Genomic DNA, 15149 nt, shown 5'->3' with positions numbered 1-15149 from the left:
GCGACATCCACGGGTCCGGTTCACGCCACACCGCGGCGGGCGCGCCACTGGGAGGCATAGGCTCCGCGCCCATCAAGGGCGGCCGAGCCGCAGCGGCAGGCCAGTTCCAGGGCGGCTGGCCGCTCCCAGCCGGCGGCCAGGGCCGCCGTGAAACCCGCCGCGAAGCTGTCGCCGGCGCCATAGGCATCCACCGGTGGATCCCTGCGCTCAAGGGCGGCAAAGCGGCCTCCGGGAACCGTGAAGCCGCCCTGCTCGGCCTCGGTGGCCACATAGAGGCGAGGAGCGGGGCTGAGGTCCCCGGGCTGGTAACGCTCCGCGCGATCACGGGCGCTGCCGATCAGGGCGTCGAGCTGGACACCGGCGGCCTGCAGCACAGGCAGTCGCACGCGGGGGGTGGCCGCCAGCACCCGCCCATGGCGGGCCAGCCGCAGGGCGGCCACATCGGCAGCGGTCACGAACACCCCGTCGCAGGCGGCCAGCTCCGGCCAGGGCAGGGGATCGCTGGCGGCAGGAGCAAGCCGCTCGCCGATCACGGTGATAGTGCGCTCCCCGCTGGCCTCCACGAAGGTGATCGCCCGACGGGTGGGGGCCTCGCGCCAGGCCACGTGCAGCTCCAGCCCCATGGCACGGAGCTCAGCGGCGGCCCTCTCTCCGAGGGCATCGCGGCCCAGGGCGGTGAAGAAGGCCACTGGATGGTCCGTGAGCCTGCTGAACTGAGCGGCCACCACGGCGCCGCCACCGGCGGGTTGCTCCAGGGTCTCGAGAGCATGCTGGATCTGGCCCGCCAGCGGCAGGTGTTCCACCGTCACGAAGCTGACCCACTCCACGTGGCCCACCACCGCCAGTCGCAGGGGCGGCAGGGGCGGCAGACTCCACGACCGGGACGGGAACGCGACGGACATCCAGGCTCAGAGGGTGCTTCAGGATGGCAACTCCTCCACCGGCTCCCCCACGGCCATGGCCCCGAAGGACCGCTCTGCCACCACAGTCAAGCTTCAGATCGCCGGTGCAGTGTTTCTGCCGCTGCTCCTGCTGGGGTTGTGGCTGAATTCGCTCGGTTTCTTCAGCCCACCGCTTCCGGGGGGCTGAAGGATGTGCTGAACCACGTGCCGAGCAGGGATGGCCCCATGGCATCAGGGGCTGAACGAAGAGGTGAAACGATTTCTGCCTGGGCCCGACCCTCTTGGTACGTTGAATTCAGGTTGATGGCTGCAGGCTGCAACCCTTAACCCCATGTCTCCACGACTGCAAACCCTGCCCATGTCTCTACGTCAGTTTCTGTTGCGCGGCGGCATTGTCGTGGCGGCATTGTTCTCCACCGGTCTCCTGAGCGCCGGAGAAGCGAAAAGCGAGGTTCTTTACCGCCTCACCACCCAGTGCAGTGTCAAGGGTGGTGACTCCAAAGCCTGTATCGTCGAGGCCGTCAATGAGGGAGGCTCCACCCTCTACCGACACAAGATCGGCACAGAGGCCTTGACCGTCCGAGTCAGAGATGAACCCGTGCGTATGGATCGCTGGGCTCAAGACACGAAGTCGTGGTCGCCTGTTCAGCGGGCCGAGGTCCGCTTCTCGACGAACACCATCTGTTACGACGGCACCGATCTGTGTGTCATCAACCCCAACTATCTCAACAGCGTCCGCCAGGCCCGTCCCGTCCTGATGAAAGACCGTGACCACGTGATGGTCCACTTCGGCGAAGACGGCCGGGTCGATGCCAGCTGCTACGACGACGGCTGCAAGGTGGTGAGCCAATGAAAGAAACTGCTGGATTGGGCCTGCTGCTCTCGTGTGTCCTCGCCCTGCCCGCTGGCGCAACCCTTGCGCTGGAGAAGCCTGGTGAGTCTGGCCACGGAGTCAGCCAAGCTGAGCTGATTGCACGAGGGGGCGGTCGCGGCGGTGGTGGCCGAAGCGGGGGTGGCAGTCGTGGAGGCGGCGGCAGTCGCGGCGGAGGCGGTGGGGGCTCCCGAGCCCGTAGCGGCTTCAGCCGCTCCGGCTCGAGTCTGAACAGGGGCAACACACGTCCGAGTGGTGGCTGGAGCAACAGGGTGTCCTCGCCCTCGGCACGGCCGTCGATCCAACGGCCTTCAGGGTCCAGCGGCGTCAGCCGTGATGGCAATCGCGGCAGCAACCGGACCACCAACCGCGACATGAACCGAAACGTCAACCGGGATGCGAATCGGAATGTCAACCGGAACCGGGATTTGAACCGGAACGTCAACCGAAACGTGAACTGGAACGCGAATCGGCGTGTGAACATCAACAATGTCAACGTGAATGCCGGCTGGGCTCGCCCGGGCTGGGGCGTGGCGCGGCCGTGGAATCACGGCTGGTACGGCGGATGGTCGTCTCCCAGCTGGGGATGGTGGGGAGCAAGAGCCGCAACCTGGGGTGTGGCCTCCCTGGCCACGGCAGCCATCATCAACAGTGCCGTTGATAACGCGGTGAGCACCAACACCACCTACATCGTGGTGCCCAACACCGACTACCAGTTGCTGTACGGCTCCGTTCAGCCCTCGGGCTCCCAGGGTGTCAGCTTCGCTGTCACCGCTGATGGGAGCACCTACCAGCTCTCAGCCGACTGCAACCGTGGCCTGCTGGATGGCCGGGAACCGACCAGCGCCTCTGAAGCAGAACTGCTCAATGCCGCCTGCCAGGTTGCCTTCGGATCCGCCTGAGCCTTGCCATTGGAGGCTCGGCTCAGCTGCGCTGGGCCTCCACGGCATGGGTGAGGGCCTCATGGAGAGTGAGTTCGGTGTGATCCTCCGGAAGCAGCTGGAACAGCTTGAGCTGATCCAGCCGTTTACGGGTGGTGCCGCCCGCTCCGACCACATAGACATTGCGACCGACATCAATCGCCTCCTCAACGGCATTCTCGATCGCCAGGGCAGCAGTCAGCCCGAGGTGGTAGACACCCGAGAGATCGAAGATGACCGCATCACAATCGCTGATGGCGTTGTGTTCACGGTTGATGGTCTTGGCCACGCCGAAGATCATCGCGCCATTGAGCTGAAACAGGAGCACGCGTCCCCCGGCCTGATCGAGAAGCCGCTTGTCTTGATCGCTGAGTTCAAGAGCATCGTCAGCCGTGCTGACAGCCTTGACGGCCTTGCTCTGCATCAGGCTCATCTTGTCGATGGTGATGATGTTGGCGATGAAAATGCCGACACCCACGGCCACCATCAGGTCCACCAACACCGTCAGGGCAATCACCACATAAGTGATCAGGGCCCCTTTTCTGGAGAGCTGGGGCACGCGCACCAGGAAGCCCCAGTCGACGATATCGAGACCCACCTTGAACACGATCGCCGCCAGCACAGCCAGAGGAATCTGTGAGGCGAGACCCGATCCAGCGAGGATCAAGAGGGCGAGGATCAACGCTCTGAACAGGCCCGAGAGGCCCGTACGGCCCCCGGCCTGGATGTTCACCACCGTGGCGGTGGTGGCTCCTGATCCGGGCAGAGCCCCACAGAGACCGGCCACGATGTTGGCAAGGCCCTGACCCACAAGTTCCTTGTCGGATTGATGCTCGGTGCGGGTGAGACTGTCGGATACGAGGCAGGTGAGCAGGCAGTCGATCGAGCCGAGCATGCCCAGCAAGGCGGCATTGATCACCACCAGTTGCAGCACATCAGGTCCCAGAGCTGGCAGCGTGAGCTGCGGCAGACCGCTGGGGATCTCACCGATGCGGCGCAGCTCAACCCCCTGGAACGCCACCAGGGAAAGGATCGTGCCAACGATCAGCGCCAGCAGCGGCACCGGGATCAGGCGTTTGACACGCTCCGGAGTTAACCAGAGCAGGGCCAGGGTGATCAGGGCCAGCGCCGTTTCCATCGGCTGGATGCCCTGAAGCAGTTGCGGCACGGCCTGAAGTGTTCCGAGCACGCCACCCGGAGGAGGTGCCTGGCCAAGCAGCGGGCCGATCTGCAACACGATCAGGATCGTGCCGATGCCGCTCATGAAACCCGAAATCACCGTGTAGGGCATCTGGGTGATGTAGCGGCCCAGACGGAGCACCCCGTAGAGAATCTGAAACACCCCGGAGAGCATCACCACGGTGAAGGCGATGGCCAGGGCCTGGGCGGGGGAATCAGCCCTGGTGGTGAGTGTGGCCAGCACAGCGGTGAACACCACCGTCATCGGGCCTGTGGGCTCCGAGATCAGCGAGGGCGTGCCGCCGAAGAGGGCTGTGACCAGGCCGATGATGGCGGCCGACCACAGCCCTGCCGCGGCTCCTGCTCCGGAGGCCACCCCAAAAGCCAGGGCCATCGGCAGGGCAATCACGGCCGCAGTAAGGCCACCGAAGAAATCCCCCCGGATGTTGTTGCGACCGATGTAGTTGAAAATACGCCCGCTTCTGCCGGGTCGTGCAACTGAGGCGGGAGCAACCATAAATCAACAGACGAAGATTGAAAAAGGCAAGAAAGTGAAGCGGCTCGAGGGCAACCCTGTGATCCGATCAGGAAAGCGAACTGGACTCGCAATAACTATTCGCTCTGAGCAGAGAAGACCGATCCTGAGTAGAAAAGAGTTTCAGCACTCAAGGTAGCCATGAATCTTCCACCTGGTCATGAGGAGGCGACATTGACTTGGTTCACCTTAAGCCATGGCCAATGCCGCCCATCAGCACAGCCCTGAATTCCCATGAACCAAACAAGCCAGTCAGGGCAACTCCTCTCCTGGAAAGGAGCATGCACAGCCCCTGCCCATGGATGCGGTCTCGGATGATTCCGCCGTCAGTCGGCCCAGGTCTCCATTTCCGGAAGCGTGGCGCCGATCCGATCCGCCAGCTTCAGGCAGGCATCCATCTCGGCCCAGAGCAGTTCACGGCGCTGGGCATCAACGCCATAGGAGCGTCGGTGCAGATCCCTGCCCAGATAGCGCAGAGCATCGCGGATCCGGCGCCAGTCCTGTTGGTGGCAGACGGGCGGCTGATTGAGAAGATCATCCATGGAACCTGAGCAGGCAATGGGGCGTCGCCCAGCCCTCCACAGGGCAGTCATAGCCGGTCAGCTTGGCTGAGACAGGATCTCAGCGACACGGTCGTCGGCATTCTGTGAATCATGGGTCGCCTGAGATTCGAACTCAGGACCAATCGGTTAAAAGCCGAGTGCTCTACCGCTGAGCTAGCGACCCGCCGGGATGGACTGCCCTTTCGAGCACCCATGGAAAGTATCACCCAGGGGTCACCTCCTCCAAGAGAGCATGGTCGGGTCATCAGGGGGCGCTGATCCCCCGGCAGCCATCCCGCCCCCATGCCCTCCTTGCCCTGGCCCGAGCCCAGCGTTCACCCCGAAGCCTGGGTGGCCCCCTCCGCCGTGGTGATCGGGGACGTGCGCATCGGCGCCGGAGCGAGCCTCTGGCCGATGGCCGTGGCCCGGGGCGACCTCTGCAGCATCGAGATCGGAGCCAACAGCAACATCCAGGACGGGGCCGTGCTGCACGGGGATCCAGGCCAACCGGTGCTGATCGGCTCGAAGGTGACCATCGGCCACCGCGCCGTCGTCCACGGCGCGCAGGTCGGCGATGGCTGCCTGATCGGCATCGGCGCGATCGTTCTCAATGGGGTGAGGGTGGGGGAGGGAGCCCTGGTGGCCGCAGGGGCGGTGGTGACCCGGGACGTGCCCGCACGCACCCTGGTGGCGGGCATCCCGGCCAAGGCGAAACGAACCCTCAGTGAGAGCGAGGCCGCCGCGCAGTCCCAGCACGCCCTGGACTACAGCCAGCTGGCCGCCACCCATGCCGCTCGCGCGGCCTGAATGCTGCGATTTGGATCAACCGCCCAGGAGCCTTTCTGGGGCGGCTGCGGATGTCCGTAAGATTGCTCCACGATGATTCTTCTTCGATGGACGCTCGGCTGCTGCTGGTTACTGCCCCGATCCTGATCGCTGTGGGCTGGGCCGTGTTCAACATCGGCCGTGCGGCCATCGGCCAGTTGCAACTGATGCTCAAGCGTTCCCGCGCCTGATGGTTCTGGTGATCGGTGCCGGTCTTGCCGGCACCGAAGCGGCCTGGCAGATCGCCCAGGCAGGTTTGCCTGTGAAGCTGGTGGAGATGCGTCCCGTGCGGCGCTCCCCCGCCCACCACAGTGCCGAATTCGCTGAGCTGGTGTGCAGCAACAGTTTCGGCGCCCTCTCCAGTGATCGGGCCGCTGGACTGCTGCAGGAAGAACTGCGACAGCTGGGTTCGCTGGTGATCAACAGCGCCGACAACCACGCCGTGCCAGCCGGCGGCGCCCTGGCGGTGGACCGTGGTCAGTTCAGTGCCAGCCTCACCCGCACGCTCGAAAGCCATCCCCTGATCCAGGTGGAGCGGGTGGAGCAGCTGCGCCTGCCCGCGCCGGACGAACTCACCGTGCTGGCCACCGGACCTCTCACCAGCGACCCCCTGGCCGAGGATCTGCGCCGTTTCACCGGGCGCGACGACTGCCATTTCTTCGACGCCGCCAGCCCGATCGTGGCCGGCGAGAGCATCGACCTCGACGTGGCCTTCCGCGCCAGTCGCTACGACAAGGGCGACGCCGACTACATCAACTGCCCCATGGACCGGGAGCAGTACCAGGTCTTCCGGGAGGCGTTGCTGGCGGCCGAGCAGGCCGAGCTCAAGGACTTCGAGCAGGAGAGTGCCAGTTATTTCGAGGGCTGCCTACCGATCGAGGAGCTGGCCCGCCGCGGCGATGACACGATGCGCTACGGCCCGCTCAAACCGATCGGCCTCTGGGATCCGCGCTGGGGTGACCTCCACGACCGTGATGTGCGGCGGGCCAGGCGGGCCCATGCCGTGGTGCAGTTGCGCCAGGAAGATCGCGAGGGGCGGCTCTGGAACCTGGTGGGCTTTCAGACCAACCTGAAGTGGGGCGAGCAGAAACGGGTGCTGCGCCTGATTCCAGGTCTGGAGAACGCCGAGTTCGTGCGTTTCGGGGTGATGCACCGCAACACCTTTCTCGAGGCCCCGCAGCTGCTGGATCCCACCCTGCAGTTCCGGCAGCGGCCCACCCTGCTGGCGGCGGGCCAGATCACCGGCACCGAGGGCTATGCGGCCGCCGTGGCCGGGGGCTGGCTGGCCGGCACCAACGCCGCCAGGCTTGCCCATGGCCAGAGCCCGATCACGCTGCCGCCCACCACCATGATCGGCGCCCTCACCCACTTCATCGCCGAAGCCCCAAGCGCGAAGTTCCAGCCGATGCCACCCAACTTCGGGCTGATGCCCGAGCTGAGTGTGCGGGTGCGGGAGAAACGGGCCCGCTACGGCGCCTACCGCGACCGCTCCCTGGCTGATCTGGCCCCGTTCAGACCCGAAGCCCGCAGTGCTGTCCTGACCTTTGCCTAGGGTCGAATCTGACTGCAGGCCCCGGCCCATCCCAGTGAGCGTCCTCTCCAGCCCCGCCAGCACGATGGCCACCGACCCGGCTTGCTCCCTGGACTGGGATGCCGTGGTGATCGGCTCCGGCATCGGTGGCCTGGTGACGGCCACCCAGCTGGCCGCCAAGGGGGCGCGGGTGCTGGTCCTCGAGCGGTACCTGATTCCCGGTGGCAGCGGCGGCAGCTTCGAGCGCCAGGGCTACACCTTCGACGTGGGCGCCTCGATGATCTTCGGCTTCGGGGAGCGCGGTCACACCAATCTGCTCACCCGCGCCCTGGCCGATGTCGGGGAACGCCAGGAGACCATCCCCGATCCCGCCCAGCTCGAATACCACCTCCCCGGGGGTCTCACCGTGGCGGTCGATCGCGACTACGAACGCTTCATCGCCCGACTCAGCGCCCTTTTCCCCCACGAAGCCCGTGGCATCCGTCGGTTCTACGACACCTGCTGGAGCGTCTTCCGCTGCCTCGACGCGATGCCGCTGCTCTCGCTGGAGGATCCGGCCTATCTGGCGAAGGTGTTCTTCCGGGCGCCGCTGGCCTGCCTCGGCCTGGCCCGCTGGCTGCCGGTGAATGTGGGTGATGTGGCGCGTCAGCACATCCGCGATCCGGCGCTGCTGAAATTCATCGACATGGAGTGTTTCTGCTGGTCGGTGATGCCTGCGGATCGCACCCCGATGATCAACGCCGGCATGGTCTTCTCCGACCGTCATGCCGGTGGCATCAACTATCCCCGCGGCGGCGTGGGCTCGATCGCCCGGCACCTGGTGCGTGGACTGGAGCGCCATGGTGGCGCGATCCGCTACCGGGCCCGCGTCACCCGGGTGCTGATCGATGGCGGCAAGGCCGTGGGGGTGGAGCTGGCGAGCGGAGAGACGATCCGGGCCGCCCGGGTGATCTCCAACGCCACCCGCTGGGACACCTTCGGTGGCCTGGTGGAGGAGGCGCAGGTGCCCGCCTCCGAGCACACCTGGCGCCGGCGCTACAAGGCCTCGCCTTCCTTCCTCTCGCTGCATCTGGGGGTGCGGGCCGAAGCGGTTCCAGCCGGCAGCCACTGCCATCACCTGCTGCTGGAGGAGTGGAGCGCGATGGAGGCCGAGCAGGGCACGGTCTTCGTCTCGATCCCCACCCTGCTCGACCCGGGCCTGGCGCCCCAGGGGAGACAGATCGTCCATGCTTTCACCCCCTCGAGCATGGAAACCTGGCAGGGGCTCTCACCGGGTGACTACCGCAGCGCGAAGCAAGCGGCCGCCGATCGCCTGATCCGTCGGCTGGAGCTGATCCTGCCCGGCCTGGGAGCAGCGATCACCCACCGGGAGGTGGGGACTCCCCGCAGCCATCGCCGCTTTCTGGGCCGCCACCAGGGCAGCTATGGACCGGTGCCGGCCCTGCGCCTGCCGGGGCTGCTGCCGATGCCCTTCAACCGCAGCGGCATCCCCGGGCTCTATCTCGTGGGCGACTCCTGCTTCCCTGGCCAGGGGCTGAATGCGGTGGCCTTCAGTGGCTTCGCCTGTGCCCACCGGGTCGGCGCCGACCTGGGCCTCAACCCCTGGGCCCTGCCGGATTGAGCCTGAGCCGAGAGGGCCGCGCCGGAAACCCGACCCCACCCGACTCGCGGGCCCAGGTCACGCTCCATAGCGTGAACGCCCTTCAGACTCCAGCCTCCATGGGTCCCGTCCCCACCCCGAACCACGAGGATCTCGCCCGTTACCTGGAGCAGAACGATGCCCTCACCAAGCCCTGGCTTCTGCTTCAGTTGCGGCTGAGCCGACTCAAGGAGGAGAAGGACTCGCTCGGGGCCGATGAGTACCTGCGCCGGGTCCAGGATGCCCATGAAGACCTGATGCGACTGGGCACCTTCTGGCGCGGCCGCGAAGCTGAACTGTTCGGTCGGGGCTGAACCCCATGTCCACCAACCCACCGGGTTCAACACCGGAGCAGGCTCAGATCTACCCGGTGGCGCCGTTGATCCGGCTCACCCTGCTCGGGCTTTACCTGGCCCTGGTGCTGCCCCTGCCTCTGCTGGCCCCGCCCGCACTGCGGCCCTGGCTCACGGCCGCCCTGCCGGCTGGTTTCGTTCTGGTGGGAGCGCTGCTCAGTGAACGGGTCAGCCTGGATCGCCAGGGCATCACGGTGGGACACCCTCTCTGGTGCGCCTGGCTGCTGCGCCGGGGCTGGCAACTCCCCTGGGATCAGGTGCAGGGTCTGGCCAGCCTGGGCACAAGCCAGGGCGGACGGGTCTTCTACCTGAAGGCACAGGATGGACGCCGGTTGCTGCTGCCCCAGCGGGTGGCCCGCTTCCCAGCCTTCCTGCTGCAGATCCAACGCACCAGCGGCCTCGATCTCTCCGGAGTGGGAAGGATTTCCCCGCCCTGGACCTACTGGGCCCTGGCGGGACTGTCGCTGGTGCTGCTGCTGGCCGAGGTGGTGGTGTTCGCCGCCCTGCCCATGGACGGTTTCAAGAACCTGAGCTGAGCCGATGGCTCAGCTGGCACTGGTGGCCTGGTGTCGCACATTGCCGGGGGAGCCGATGGAAGGCTCCTGAGCATCGGGCAGGGTTTCCAGGCTGAAGCGGTAGCCCTGCTGGCGCACGGTTTCAATGCCACCGCCCTCGCCGAGACCGGCCAGTTCGAGCTTGCGGCGCAGGGTGAGGACCTGGGTGTCGACGGAGCGGGGCCCGCCACTGAATGGGGGCCAGGCCATGCGCAGCAACTCCTGGCGGCTGCGGACCATCCCCGGAGGCATCAACAGAGCGCAGAGCAGAGCAAACTCCCGGGGGCTGAGCTCCACGGGCTGATCCCTCAGTGTGACCTGCCGCAACAGCAGGTGCACCTCCAGGGGCCCGACACAGACCCGCTCCTGCAGACCGGTGCCACTGCGCCGCAGCAGGCTGCGGCAACGGGCGGCCAGCTCCTCGAGGCCGAAGGGCTTGCGCAGGACGTCGTCGGCACCGGCATCGAGCAGCGCCACCACAGGATCCACCCCGGTGCGGGCCGTGAGCACCATCACCGGAGAACGGAGATGGGCCGCCAGACGCAGGGCCGTGCTCTCCTCGAGAAGCTCGGCGCTCACCAGCAGGTCAGGAGTCTGGTCGTCACAGAGCTGGAGAGCTTCCGCCGCCGTGGCTACGGCGGCGGCCAGATGGCCGTCCTGACGGAGGCGCTGGGCCAGGACCGTGCGCAGGGTGGGATGGGGGTCGACCACCAGGACCCGCTTCAACATGGCGGATCCACCCGAACGTGACTCCAGCTTCAGGCTGGGGGAAGGGGGAGGGGTGGAATCAGGCTTTGGTGTGAGCGCCACACGCGGCCACGGGTGATTCTTTAGGCTACCTGATACACCCCGGGAGCAGTCGGTATCGATCGATGCCACCCCCGCCCAGACAGCCTGTGCCCCAATGACCGCGCTGCAGAATCCCGACGCCATCCGACACTTTCAGTCGCTCTGTGACGCCTGCCAGGACCTGGCCAGCCGCTACCACAGTCCGTCGGAGCTGAGGCTCTATGCCGATGGCTATCTGCATGCCCTGCGCCGCAGCGCCGTGCTCCAACCCCTGGATCAACGCCGCCTCGAAGACCTGATCGAGCGCTGGATCATGGACCCCTCCAGCTTCATCGGACCCGACGGCAACCTGAGCACCCTGTTCGAGAACAGCCGCAACTGATCATCCCTCCCACTGATTCATCGCTTGCCGGTCAGCGGTCCGTGGAGCCCAGCGAAGTGGCTGGGCCTGAATCACTAGCTGGCCAGTGCCACCGTGAGGGTTTCACGCAGCTCGCCCGAGTTGTACATCTCGATCAGGATGTCGGAGCCGCCGATGAACTCCCCGTTCAGATAAACCTGGGGGATGGTGGGCCACTCGGAATACTCCTTGATGCCTTGCCGGATCTCCGCATCGGAGAGCACGTCAAAGGTTTCGAACGGCATGCCCAGGGAGTTGAGGATCTGAACCACGTTGTTCGAGAACCCGCACTGGGGCATCAGCTTCGAGCCCTTCATGAACACCACGATCGGGCTGCTGCTCACGAGGCTGTCGATGCGTTGCTTGACGGCGCTGTCCATGGGTGCCAGGAGAAAAAGAAGGGTTGGTTGGGGACGAAACGATCGAAGGGATCAGCCCACACCGATGGGAACGGTGGTTTGCAGGGCCAGAGCATGGATGGCCTCGCTGGCCAGCTCACGGCGCAGGGCCCCATAGACCAGCTGGTGCTGCTTGATGCGTGAGAGCCCCGCGAAAGCGGATGAAACCACCTTCACCTGGAGGTGGTCGCCACCTCCGGTGAGATCCTCCACCTCCACCTGAGCATCGGGAAGGCTTGCGCAGATCGCCTCCTTCACCTGCTCCGACTGCACCATGACTGGGGTCCATCCACAAGACGGGAAATCTAGAAGCCGTGGGGCTTGCCTGCCTTACGGCGAGGCCGGGGCATCAGCGCCGGCGGTGTAGGGAATCGTGGCGAAGCCGAGTTCCACCAGGGTCTGGTAGGCGCGTCGACCCTCCTCACGGGTGGGCGTCATCACCTTCACCACCTCCACCAGCAGCGGCACTGCCACCTCAGGCTGATTCTGGCGCCGCAGCAGGGCGGCCAGGCGCAGATTGGACTGGGCCAGCAGCTCCAGGGACTCGCGACCCTTCTGGTCCATCTCCCTGGGGATGCGCGCGTCGAGGCCGCGGAAGGATCCACTCAGATCCCGATAGAACCCCAGCAAGCGCAGGCTGGCATCCCTGGCCTGGTCGTAATCCTTGCGGGCGGAGGCCAGGTCACCCCGGGCCACAGCCCCATCGCCGCGGCTGAGCAGATCCCTGACAGCCTGAAGATTGAAGGTTCCCGCCGAACCCTCCAGCACTTTCTGGGGCTCACCCTGGGCCTGGAGGGGCAGGATCGGGCAGAGGGGGAACAGGGTTGCCGCCAGGGCAAGCCCGAGGGCAACGTGAGGCCGGCGCACGGGGGCAACACCGAAAGTCGACTGGACTCTACGGGGAAGCGAAGGGACGCCCCACCGCGACGCGGGCCGCTTCCTCAGCTGATTGCATCGCCGCCGCCAGTCGCTCATTGAACGCCCTGACCGCAGCGCGCCCACCATCGCCCGCCACGGCCAGGGGGGGCGCGAAAGCCAGGGCCGCCTCGCCACGCCAGTGCGGTCGGGCCTGGCTGTAGCCGATGCCGACAGGGACCACGCGCACATCCACCCCCTGGCTGGCGGCCAGGAACGCAAGCCGCCCCAAACCCTGCTGAAGCCGGATCGGCTCATCCTGACGGCGGATCTGACCTTCCGGAAACACCACCAGCTGCTCCGAGGCCGCCAGCAGGTCCACCGCATAGCGGAGGACCCTGGTGCCCGGCCGCCGCTGATCAATCGGGAAACATCCCAGGCGATCCAGAAACCAGCCTTGGAGCCCCTTCATCTCCGTGGCGGTGACCATGAAACGGCAATCGCGTCCACTGACCCGTCGGCCGGCGGCGTGGGGCAGCAGCAGCGCGTCCCAGCGGGCCCGGTGAGTGGGGGCCAGCAAGACCGGCCCCTGCAGCGGCAGATGCTCGGACCCGAGCACCGCGATCGAACTGAAAAAGCCCGGAAGAGCCAGATCCTGGGTCACGAGCATCGCCATCGGCGCCAGCACCGGGCTGATGCCACGGCAGACATTGCCCTCCCGCGCCACCAGGCTGGAGCGCTGATTCGGCGCGCTCCTCCCGGGTTCCCGGGTCACTTCCTTCGTCTCGGCCGTCACCTGAAGCCGCACATCTCGATGGCTGAAAGCTAAAGGGCACCACAGGGCCTGGTTTCCAGGCACGGGCAGTTGCCTCTGCGGTTGATCGAACCGTCGCCGCCGCATCGACTCACCACCGCCGCTGGGGAGCCCGGGTTGAATCCATAGGATCAACGGTCTCAACAGCATCGCCGCGAAGCCATGGCCAGCCTTGGCGTGAACATCGATCACATCGCCAACGTGCGCCAGGCCCGCCAGGCCCGGGAACCCGATCCGGTCACCCTGGCGCTGCTCGCGGAGCTGGGGGGTGCCGATGGAATCACCGTGCACCTGCGCGAAGACCGGCGCCACATCCAGGAGCGTGACGTGGAGTTACTTCGGGCCACGGTGCGCAGCCGCCTCAACCTGGAGATGGCCGCCACAGCCGAGATGGAGGCGATCGCCCTGCGGATCCATCCCGACATGGTGACCCTGGTGCCGGAACATCGCCTGGAGGTCACCACCGAAGGGGGCCTTGACGTGGTGACCCAGCTGGAGGTCCTTCAGTCCCTGGTGGGCCGTCTGCAGGGAGCGGGCATCCCCGTGAGCCTGTTCGTGGATCCCGTGGCCGCCCAGCTGGAGGCCAGCCGTGCCAGCGGGGCCCGCTGGGTGGAGCTGCACACCGGTGCCTACGCCGAAGCCGCCTGGGATGAACAACTGCGGGAACTGGCCCGACTCCAGGAGGGCAGCTTTGTGGCCCGCTCCCTCGGGCTGCGGGTCAATGCCGGCCATGGCCTCACGTACCAGAACGTGGAGCCGATCGCAGCGATCGAGGGCATGGAGGAACTGAACATCGGCCACACGATCGTGGCCAGAGCCCTGGCGGTGGGATTGCGCAGGGCCGTGAAGGAGATGCGGGCCCTGATCCAGAATCCACGCCGCGACCCTCTGTTCAGCGGCACCACTCCATGAGCACCTCCCCCACCACCTACCACTTCATCGCGGCCAGTGAGGAATTCCTGACGGTGGAGGAACCCCTGGAGGAGGTCCTGCGGGAACGGGTGCGCAACTACGGCGAGGTGGGCAAAGCCATCGACTTCTGGCTGGTGCGACGTCCGGCCTTTCTGAAGGCGCCCGAACTGGCCGGGCTCGCCACCACGGTGCCGAGCCCGGCCGCGGCGGTGATCTCCACCGATTCCAAGTTCATCGATTTCCTGAAGCTGCGGCTGGAATTCGTGGCCAAGGGCAGCTTCGAGGCTCCCACTGCTGCGATTGAGGATCCCTTCGCCCAGATCCTCGACGCCTGAGGGTGCCGGGCCGGGGAGACAGAGCGGCGAACCCCACCCCGCTCAGGCCGTCTGTTTCTGCCTGGTGACCATCCACCCATCCAGCAGCTGAAGCTGCACCGGATTGAGGGCGGCATCGGCAAGCAACCGCTCCCTCAGGCGAGCGACATCGTCGGGATGCAACTCTCCATTTTTTTGCCAGTGGAGATCCGTGGTGATCAAGGTGTTGACGTGCTGACGTCTAGATCTGTTCATGGTGTCAGCTGGACCACGCCCTTCCCGTCCTCAAATCAAAGGATTTCCTTGAGAGATCGCTTTCATGTCTCAGATCGCGCAGGTTGCGCCGATTCGGTGGCCGCTCCGGGACCCAGCAGCTGGTGATCATCCGGAACAGGCCGGCGCTCAGAACAGTCCGAGGAAGCGACGGCGGGGCTCGGGCTCACCCTCCGCCGTCCGGCGAGGTGCGCGCCCCTGGCCCCCGTCCTGCTGGTAGCGGGGCGCATTGTCGCCGATGGTAAGCAGGGCTTCCTTGTTCTTCCACCAGATCCAGTCGCGGATCGGGGGGGTTGCCAGCAGATCCTCACGGCTGAGGCCGAGACCGAGCTTGCGGGAGGCATCCACCAGCACTTCGATCATCGCCTCACCGTCACGGCAGCGGGCCAGGGCCTCATTGGTGCGCTTCGCCCCATTCAGAGCCTTCACCAGAGCCTGCACTTTCTGCGGAACCGGGAGGGAAGCAGGATTCATCGGATCCCAGCGGCATGGATCGGACCGTACCAGCATCAGCCAGCCGGTTGGCGGTGGTGGGCTGACAAA

Annotated in this window: 23 protein-coding genes and 1 tRNA gene; 13 read left to right on the top strand and 11 right to left on the bottom strand. The window is 66.2% G+C overall.

Translation table 11 applies throughout. The features are described from left to right. Nucleotides 1-20: 20 nt before the first annotated feature. Nucleotides 21-902 carry a PfkB family carbohydrate kinase gene (locus FPZ61_RS07430; protein ID WP_185465488.1) on the bottom strand — a complete coding sequence of 294 codons (882 nt, stop codon included), beginning with the start codon at nucleotides 900-902 and terminating at the stop codon, nucleotides 21-23. Nucleotides 903-915: 13 nt separating this feature from the next. Between FPZ61_RS07430 and FPZ61_RS07425 the strand changes: the two genes are divergently transcribed. From FPZ61_RS07425 to FPZ61_RS07415, 4 genes are all read left to right on the top strand, one after another. After that, on the top strand, nucleotides 916-1089 hold the full coding sequence (locus FPZ61_RS07425) for a hypothetical protein (RefSeq protein ID WP_185474794.1): 174 nt from the start codon (nucleotides 916-918) through the stop codon (nucleotides 1087-1089). 144 nt (nucleotides 1090-1233) lie between these two features. Beyond that, the gene (locus tag FPZ61_RS07420; protein ID WP_255441452.1) at nucleotides 1234-1755 is read left to right on the top strand and encodes a hypothetical protein; all 522 of its coding nucleotides are present in this window, start codon (nucleotides 1234-1236) and stop codon (nucleotides 1753-1755) included. A 117-nt stretch (nucleotides 1756-1872) separates the two neighbouring features. Next, nucleotides 1873-2004, top strand: a complete 132-nt coding sequence (locus FPZ61_RS15520) for a hypothetical protein (RefSeq protein ID WP_255441451.1) — start codon at nucleotides 1873-1875, stop codon at nucleotides 2002-2004. Between the two features lie 245 nt (nucleotides 2005-2249). Then, nucleotides 2250-2675: a hypothetical protein gene (locus tag FPZ61_RS07415; RefSeq protein ID WP_185465487.1), complete on the top strand. Its 426-nt coding sequence runs from the start codon at nucleotides 2250-2252 to the stop codon at nucleotides 2673-2675. A 22-nt stretch (nucleotides 2676-2697) separates the two neighbouring features. Here the strand turns inward: FPZ61_RS07415 and FPZ61_RS07410 are convergent, their stop codons facing one another. The 3 genes from FPZ61_RS07410 to FPZ61_RS07400 form a co-directional block, all read right to left on the bottom strand. Next, nucleotides 2698-4389, bottom strand: a complete 1692-nt coding sequence (locus tag FPZ61_RS07410) for a SulP family inorganic anion transporter (protein ID WP_185465486.1) — start codon at nucleotides 4387-4389, stop codon at nucleotides 2698-2700. Nucleotides 4390-4733: 344 nt separating this feature from the next. After that, nucleotides 4734-4949: a hypothetical protein gene (locus FPZ61_RS07405; RefSeq protein ID WP_185465485.1), complete on the bottom strand. Its 216-nt coding sequence runs from the start codon at nucleotides 4947-4949 to the stop codon at nucleotides 4734-4736. Nucleotides 4950-5061: 112 nt separating this feature from the next. Further along, nucleotides 5062-5133, bottom strand: a tRNA-Lys gene (locus tag FPZ61_RS07400). Nucleotides 5134-5252: 119 nt separating this feature from the next. Between FPZ61_RS07400 and FPZ61_RS07395 the strand changes: the two genes are divergently transcribed. The 6 genes from FPZ61_RS07395 (at nucleotide 5253) to FPZ61_RS07370 (ending at nucleotide 9833) form a co-directional block, all read left to right on the top strand. Further along, nucleotides 5253-5756, top strand: a complete 504-nt coding sequence (locus FPZ61_RS07395; protein WP_185465484.1) for a gamma carbonic anhydrase family protein — start codon at nucleotides 5253-5255, stop codon at nucleotides 5754-5756. Nucleotides 5757-5842: 86 nt separating this feature from the next. Beyond that, nucleotides 5843-5965, top strand: coding sequence for a photosystem II protein Y (locus FPZ61_RS07390; RefSeq protein ID WP_185465483.1), 123 nt, complete (start codon nucleotides 5843-5845; stop codon nucleotides 5963-5965). After that, on the top strand, nucleotides 5965-7326 hold the full coding sequence (gene trmFO, locus FPZ61_RS07385) for an FADH(2)-oxidizing methylenetetrahydrofolate--tRNA-(uracil(54)-C(5))-methyltransferase TrmFO (RefSeq protein ID WP_185465482.1): 1362 nt from the start codon (nucleotides 5965-5967) through the stop codon (nucleotides 7324-7326). The genes FPZ61_RS07390 and trmFO overlap by 1 nt, the downstream gene beginning before the upstream one ends. A 64-nt stretch (nucleotides 7327-7390) precedes the next feature. Further along, on the top strand, nucleotides 7391-8926 hold the full coding sequence (gene crtH, locus FPZ61_RS07380; RefSeq protein WP_185465567.1) for a carotenoid isomerase: 1536 nt from the start codon (nucleotides 7391-7393) through the stop codon (nucleotides 8924-8926). Nucleotides 8927-9024: 98 nt separating this feature from the next. Further along, nucleotides 9025-9258: a hypothetical protein gene (locus tag FPZ61_RS07375; protein WP_185465566.1), complete on the top strand. Its 234-nt coding sequence runs from the start codon at nucleotides 9025-9027 to the stop codon at nucleotides 9256-9258. Between the two features lie 5 nt (nucleotides 9259-9263). Beyond that, nucleotides 9264-9833, top strand: a complete 570-nt coding sequence (locus tag FPZ61_RS07370; protein ID WP_185465481.1) for a hypothetical protein — start codon at nucleotides 9264-9266, stop codon at nucleotides 9831-9833. Nucleotides 9834-9842: 9 nt separating this feature from the next. Here the strand turns inward: FPZ61_RS07370 and FPZ61_RS07365 are convergent, their stop codons facing one another. Beyond that, nucleotides 9843-10580: a response regulator transcription factor gene (locus FPZ61_RS07365; RefSeq protein WP_185465480.1), complete on the bottom strand. Its 738-nt coding sequence runs from the start codon at nucleotides 10578-10580 to the stop codon at nucleotides 9843-9845. A 175-nt stretch (nucleotides 10581-10755) separates the two neighbouring features. Between FPZ61_RS07365 and FPZ61_RS07360 the strand changes: the two genes are divergently transcribed. Then, complete coding sequence (locus FPZ61_RS07360; protein ID WP_185465479.1) at nucleotides 10756-11022, top strand: DUF6761 family protein; 267 nt, start codon at nucleotides 10756-10758, stop codon at nucleotides 11020-11022. A gap of 74 nt (nucleotides 11023-11096) precedes the next feature. On the opposite strand, the gene grxD is transcribed toward FPZ61_RS07360, so the two are convergent. Genes grxD through FPZ61_RS07340 form a run of 4 tightly spaced genes read right to left on the bottom strand, consistent with a single transcriptional unit; the run spans nucleotide 11097 to nucleotide 13089 of the window. After that, nucleotides 11097-11420 carry a Grx4 family monothiol glutaredoxin gene (grxD, locus tag FPZ61_RS07355; RefSeq protein ID WP_185465478.1) on the bottom strand — a complete coding sequence of 108 codons (324 nt, stop codon included), beginning with the start codon at nucleotides 11418-11420 and terminating at the stop codon, nucleotides 11097-11099. A 51-nt stretch (nucleotides 11421-11471) separates the two neighbouring features. Next, the gene (locus FPZ61_RS07350; RefSeq protein ID WP_185465477.1) at nucleotides 11472-11714 is read right to left on the bottom strand and encodes a BolA family protein; all 243 of its coding nucleotides are present in this window, start codon (nucleotides 11712-11714) and stop codon (nucleotides 11472-11474) included. A 54-nt stretch (nucleotides 11715-11768) separates the two neighbouring features. Then, the gene (locus FPZ61_RS07345; protein WP_185465476.1) at nucleotides 11769-12305 is read right to left on the bottom strand and encodes a hypothetical protein; all 537 of its coding nucleotides are present in this window, start codon (nucleotides 12303-12305) and stop codon (nucleotides 11769-11771) included. A 28-nt stretch (nucleotides 12306-12333) separates the two neighbouring features. After that, entirely contained in the window at nucleotides 12334-13089 is a 756-nt protein-coding gene (locus FPZ61_RS07340) for a lysophospholipid acyltransferase family protein (protein WP_370593393.1), read from the bottom strand. A gap of 180 nt (nucleotides 13090-13269) precedes the next feature. On the opposite strand from FPZ61_RS07340, the gene FPZ61_RS07335 reads away from it, so the two are divergent. After that, complete coding sequence (locus tag FPZ61_RS07335; protein WP_185465474.1) at nucleotides 13270-14019, top strand: pyridoxine 5'-phosphate synthase; 750 nt, start codon at nucleotides 13270-13272, stop codon at nucleotides 14017-14019. Further along, nucleotides 14016-14354 carry an MgPME-cyclase complex family protein gene (locus FPZ61_RS07330; RefSeq protein WP_185465473.1) on the top strand — a complete coding sequence of 113 codons (339 nt, stop codon included), beginning with the start codon at nucleotides 14016-14018 and terminating at the stop codon, nucleotides 14352-14354. The genes FPZ61_RS07335 and FPZ61_RS07330 overlap by 4 nt, the downstream gene beginning before the upstream one ends. A 42-nt stretch (nucleotides 14355-14396) precedes the next feature. Here the strand turns inward: FPZ61_RS07330 and FPZ61_RS07325 are convergent, their stop codons facing one another. Together FPZ61_RS07325 and FPZ61_RS07320 are read right to left on the bottom strand one after the other, a co-directional pair. Next, nucleotides 14397-14588 (bottom strand): hypothetical protein, encoded by a 192-nt coding sequence (locus tag FPZ61_RS07325; protein ID WP_185465472.1) that lies wholly within the window; start codon nucleotides 14586-14588, stop codon nucleotides 14397-14399. Between the two features lie 147 nt (nucleotides 14589-14735). Continuing rightward, the gene (locus FPZ61_RS07320) at nucleotides 14736-15080 is read right to left on the bottom strand and encodes a hypothetical protein (protein WP_185465471.1); all 345 of its coding nucleotides are present in this window, start codon (nucleotides 15078-15080) and stop codon (nucleotides 14736-14738) included. Between the last annotated feature and the right edge of the window lie 69 nt (nucleotides 15081-15149).

Origin of the sequence: Synechococcus sp. BSA11S (assembly GCF_014224355.1) — a bacterium.
Classification (GTDB): domain Bacteria; phylum Cyanobacteriota; class Cyanobacteriia; order PCC-6307; family Cyanobiaceae; genus Regnicoccus_A.
Note: the sequence above shows the minus strand (reverse complement) of the source record. Positions and strands in the feature narration are given on the sequence as shown.

What these genes read in the sequence shown, in the direction of transcription:
- FPZ61_RS07430 (WP_185465488.1), bottom strand. Translation starts at nt 902, where the DNA reads ATGTCCGTCGCGTTCCCGTCCCGGTCGTGGAGTCTGCCGCCCCTGCCG.
- FPZ61_RS07420 (WP_255441452.1), top strand. Translation starts at nt 1,234, where the DNA reads ATGTCTCCACGACTGCAAACCCTGCCCATGTCTCTACGTCAGTTTCTG.
- FPZ61_RS07410 (WP_185465486.1), bottom strand. Translation starts at nt 4,389, where the DNA reads ATGGTTGCTCCCGCCTCAGTTGCACGACCCGGCAGAAGCGGGCGTATT.
- FPZ61_RS07405 (WP_185465485.1), bottom strand. Translation starts at nt 4,949, where the DNA reads ATGGATGATCTTCTCAATCAGCCGCCCGTCTGCCACCAACAGGACTGG.
- FPZ61_RS07395 (WP_185465484.1), top strand. Translation starts at nt 5,253, where the DNA reads ATGCCCTCCTTGCCCTGGCCCGAGCCCAGCGTTCACCCCGAAGCCTGG.
- FPZ61_RS07390 (WP_185465483.1), top strand. Translation starts at nt 5,843, where the DNA reads ATGGACGCTCGGCTGCTGCTGGTTACTGCCCCGATCCTGATCGCTGTG.
- trmFO (WP_185465482.1), top strand. Translation starts at nt 5,965, where the DNA reads ATGGTTCTGGTGATCGGTGCCGGTCTTGCCGGCACCGAAGCGGCCTGG.
- crtH (WP_185465567.1), top strand. Translation starts at nt 7,391, where the DNA reads ATGGCCACCGACCCGGCTTGCTCCCTGGACTGGGATGCCGTGGTGATC.
- FPZ61_RS07375 (WP_185465566.1), top strand. Translation starts at nt 9,025, where the DNA reads ATGGGTCCCGTCCCCACCCCGAACCACGAGGATCTCGCCCGTTACCTG.
- FPZ61_RS07370 (WP_185465481.1), top strand. Translation starts at nt 9,264, where the DNA reads ATGTCCACCAACCCACCGGGTTCAACACCGGAGCAGGCTCAGATCTAC.
- FPZ61_RS07365 (WP_185465480.1), bottom strand. Translation starts at nt 10,580, where the DNA reads ATGTTGAAGCGGGTCCTGGTGGTCGACCCCCATCCCACCCTGCGCACG.
- FPZ61_RS07360 (WP_185465479.1), top strand. Translation starts at nt 10,756, where the DNA reads ATGACCGCGCTGCAGAATCCCGACGCCATCCGACACTTTCAGTCGCTC.
- grxD (WP_185465478.1), bottom strand. Translation starts at nt 11,420, where the DNA reads ATGGACAGCGCCGTCAAGCAACGCATCGACAGCCTCGTGAGCAGCAGC.
- FPZ61_RS07350 (WP_185465477.1), bottom strand. Translation starts at nt 11,714, where the DNA reads ATGGTGCAGTCGGAGCAGGTGAAGGAGGCGATCTGCGCAAGCCTTCCC.
- FPZ61_RS07335 (WP_185465474.1), top strand. Translation starts at nt 13,270, where the DNA reads ATGGCCAGCCTTGGCGTGAACATCGATCACATCGCCAACGTGCGCCAG.
- FPZ61_RS07330 (WP_185465473.1), top strand. Translation starts at nt 14,016, where the DNA reads ATGAGCACCTCCCCCACCACCTACCACTTCATCGCGGCCAGTGAGGAA.
- FPZ61_RS07325 (WP_185465472.1), bottom strand. Translation starts at nt 14,588, where the DNA reads ATGAACAGATCTAGACGTCAGCACGTCAACACCTTGATCACCACGGAT.
- FPZ61_RS07320 (WP_185465471.1), bottom strand. Translation starts at nt 15,080, where the DNA reads ATGAATCCTGCTTCCCTCCCGGTTCCGCAGAAAGTGCAGGCTCTGGTG.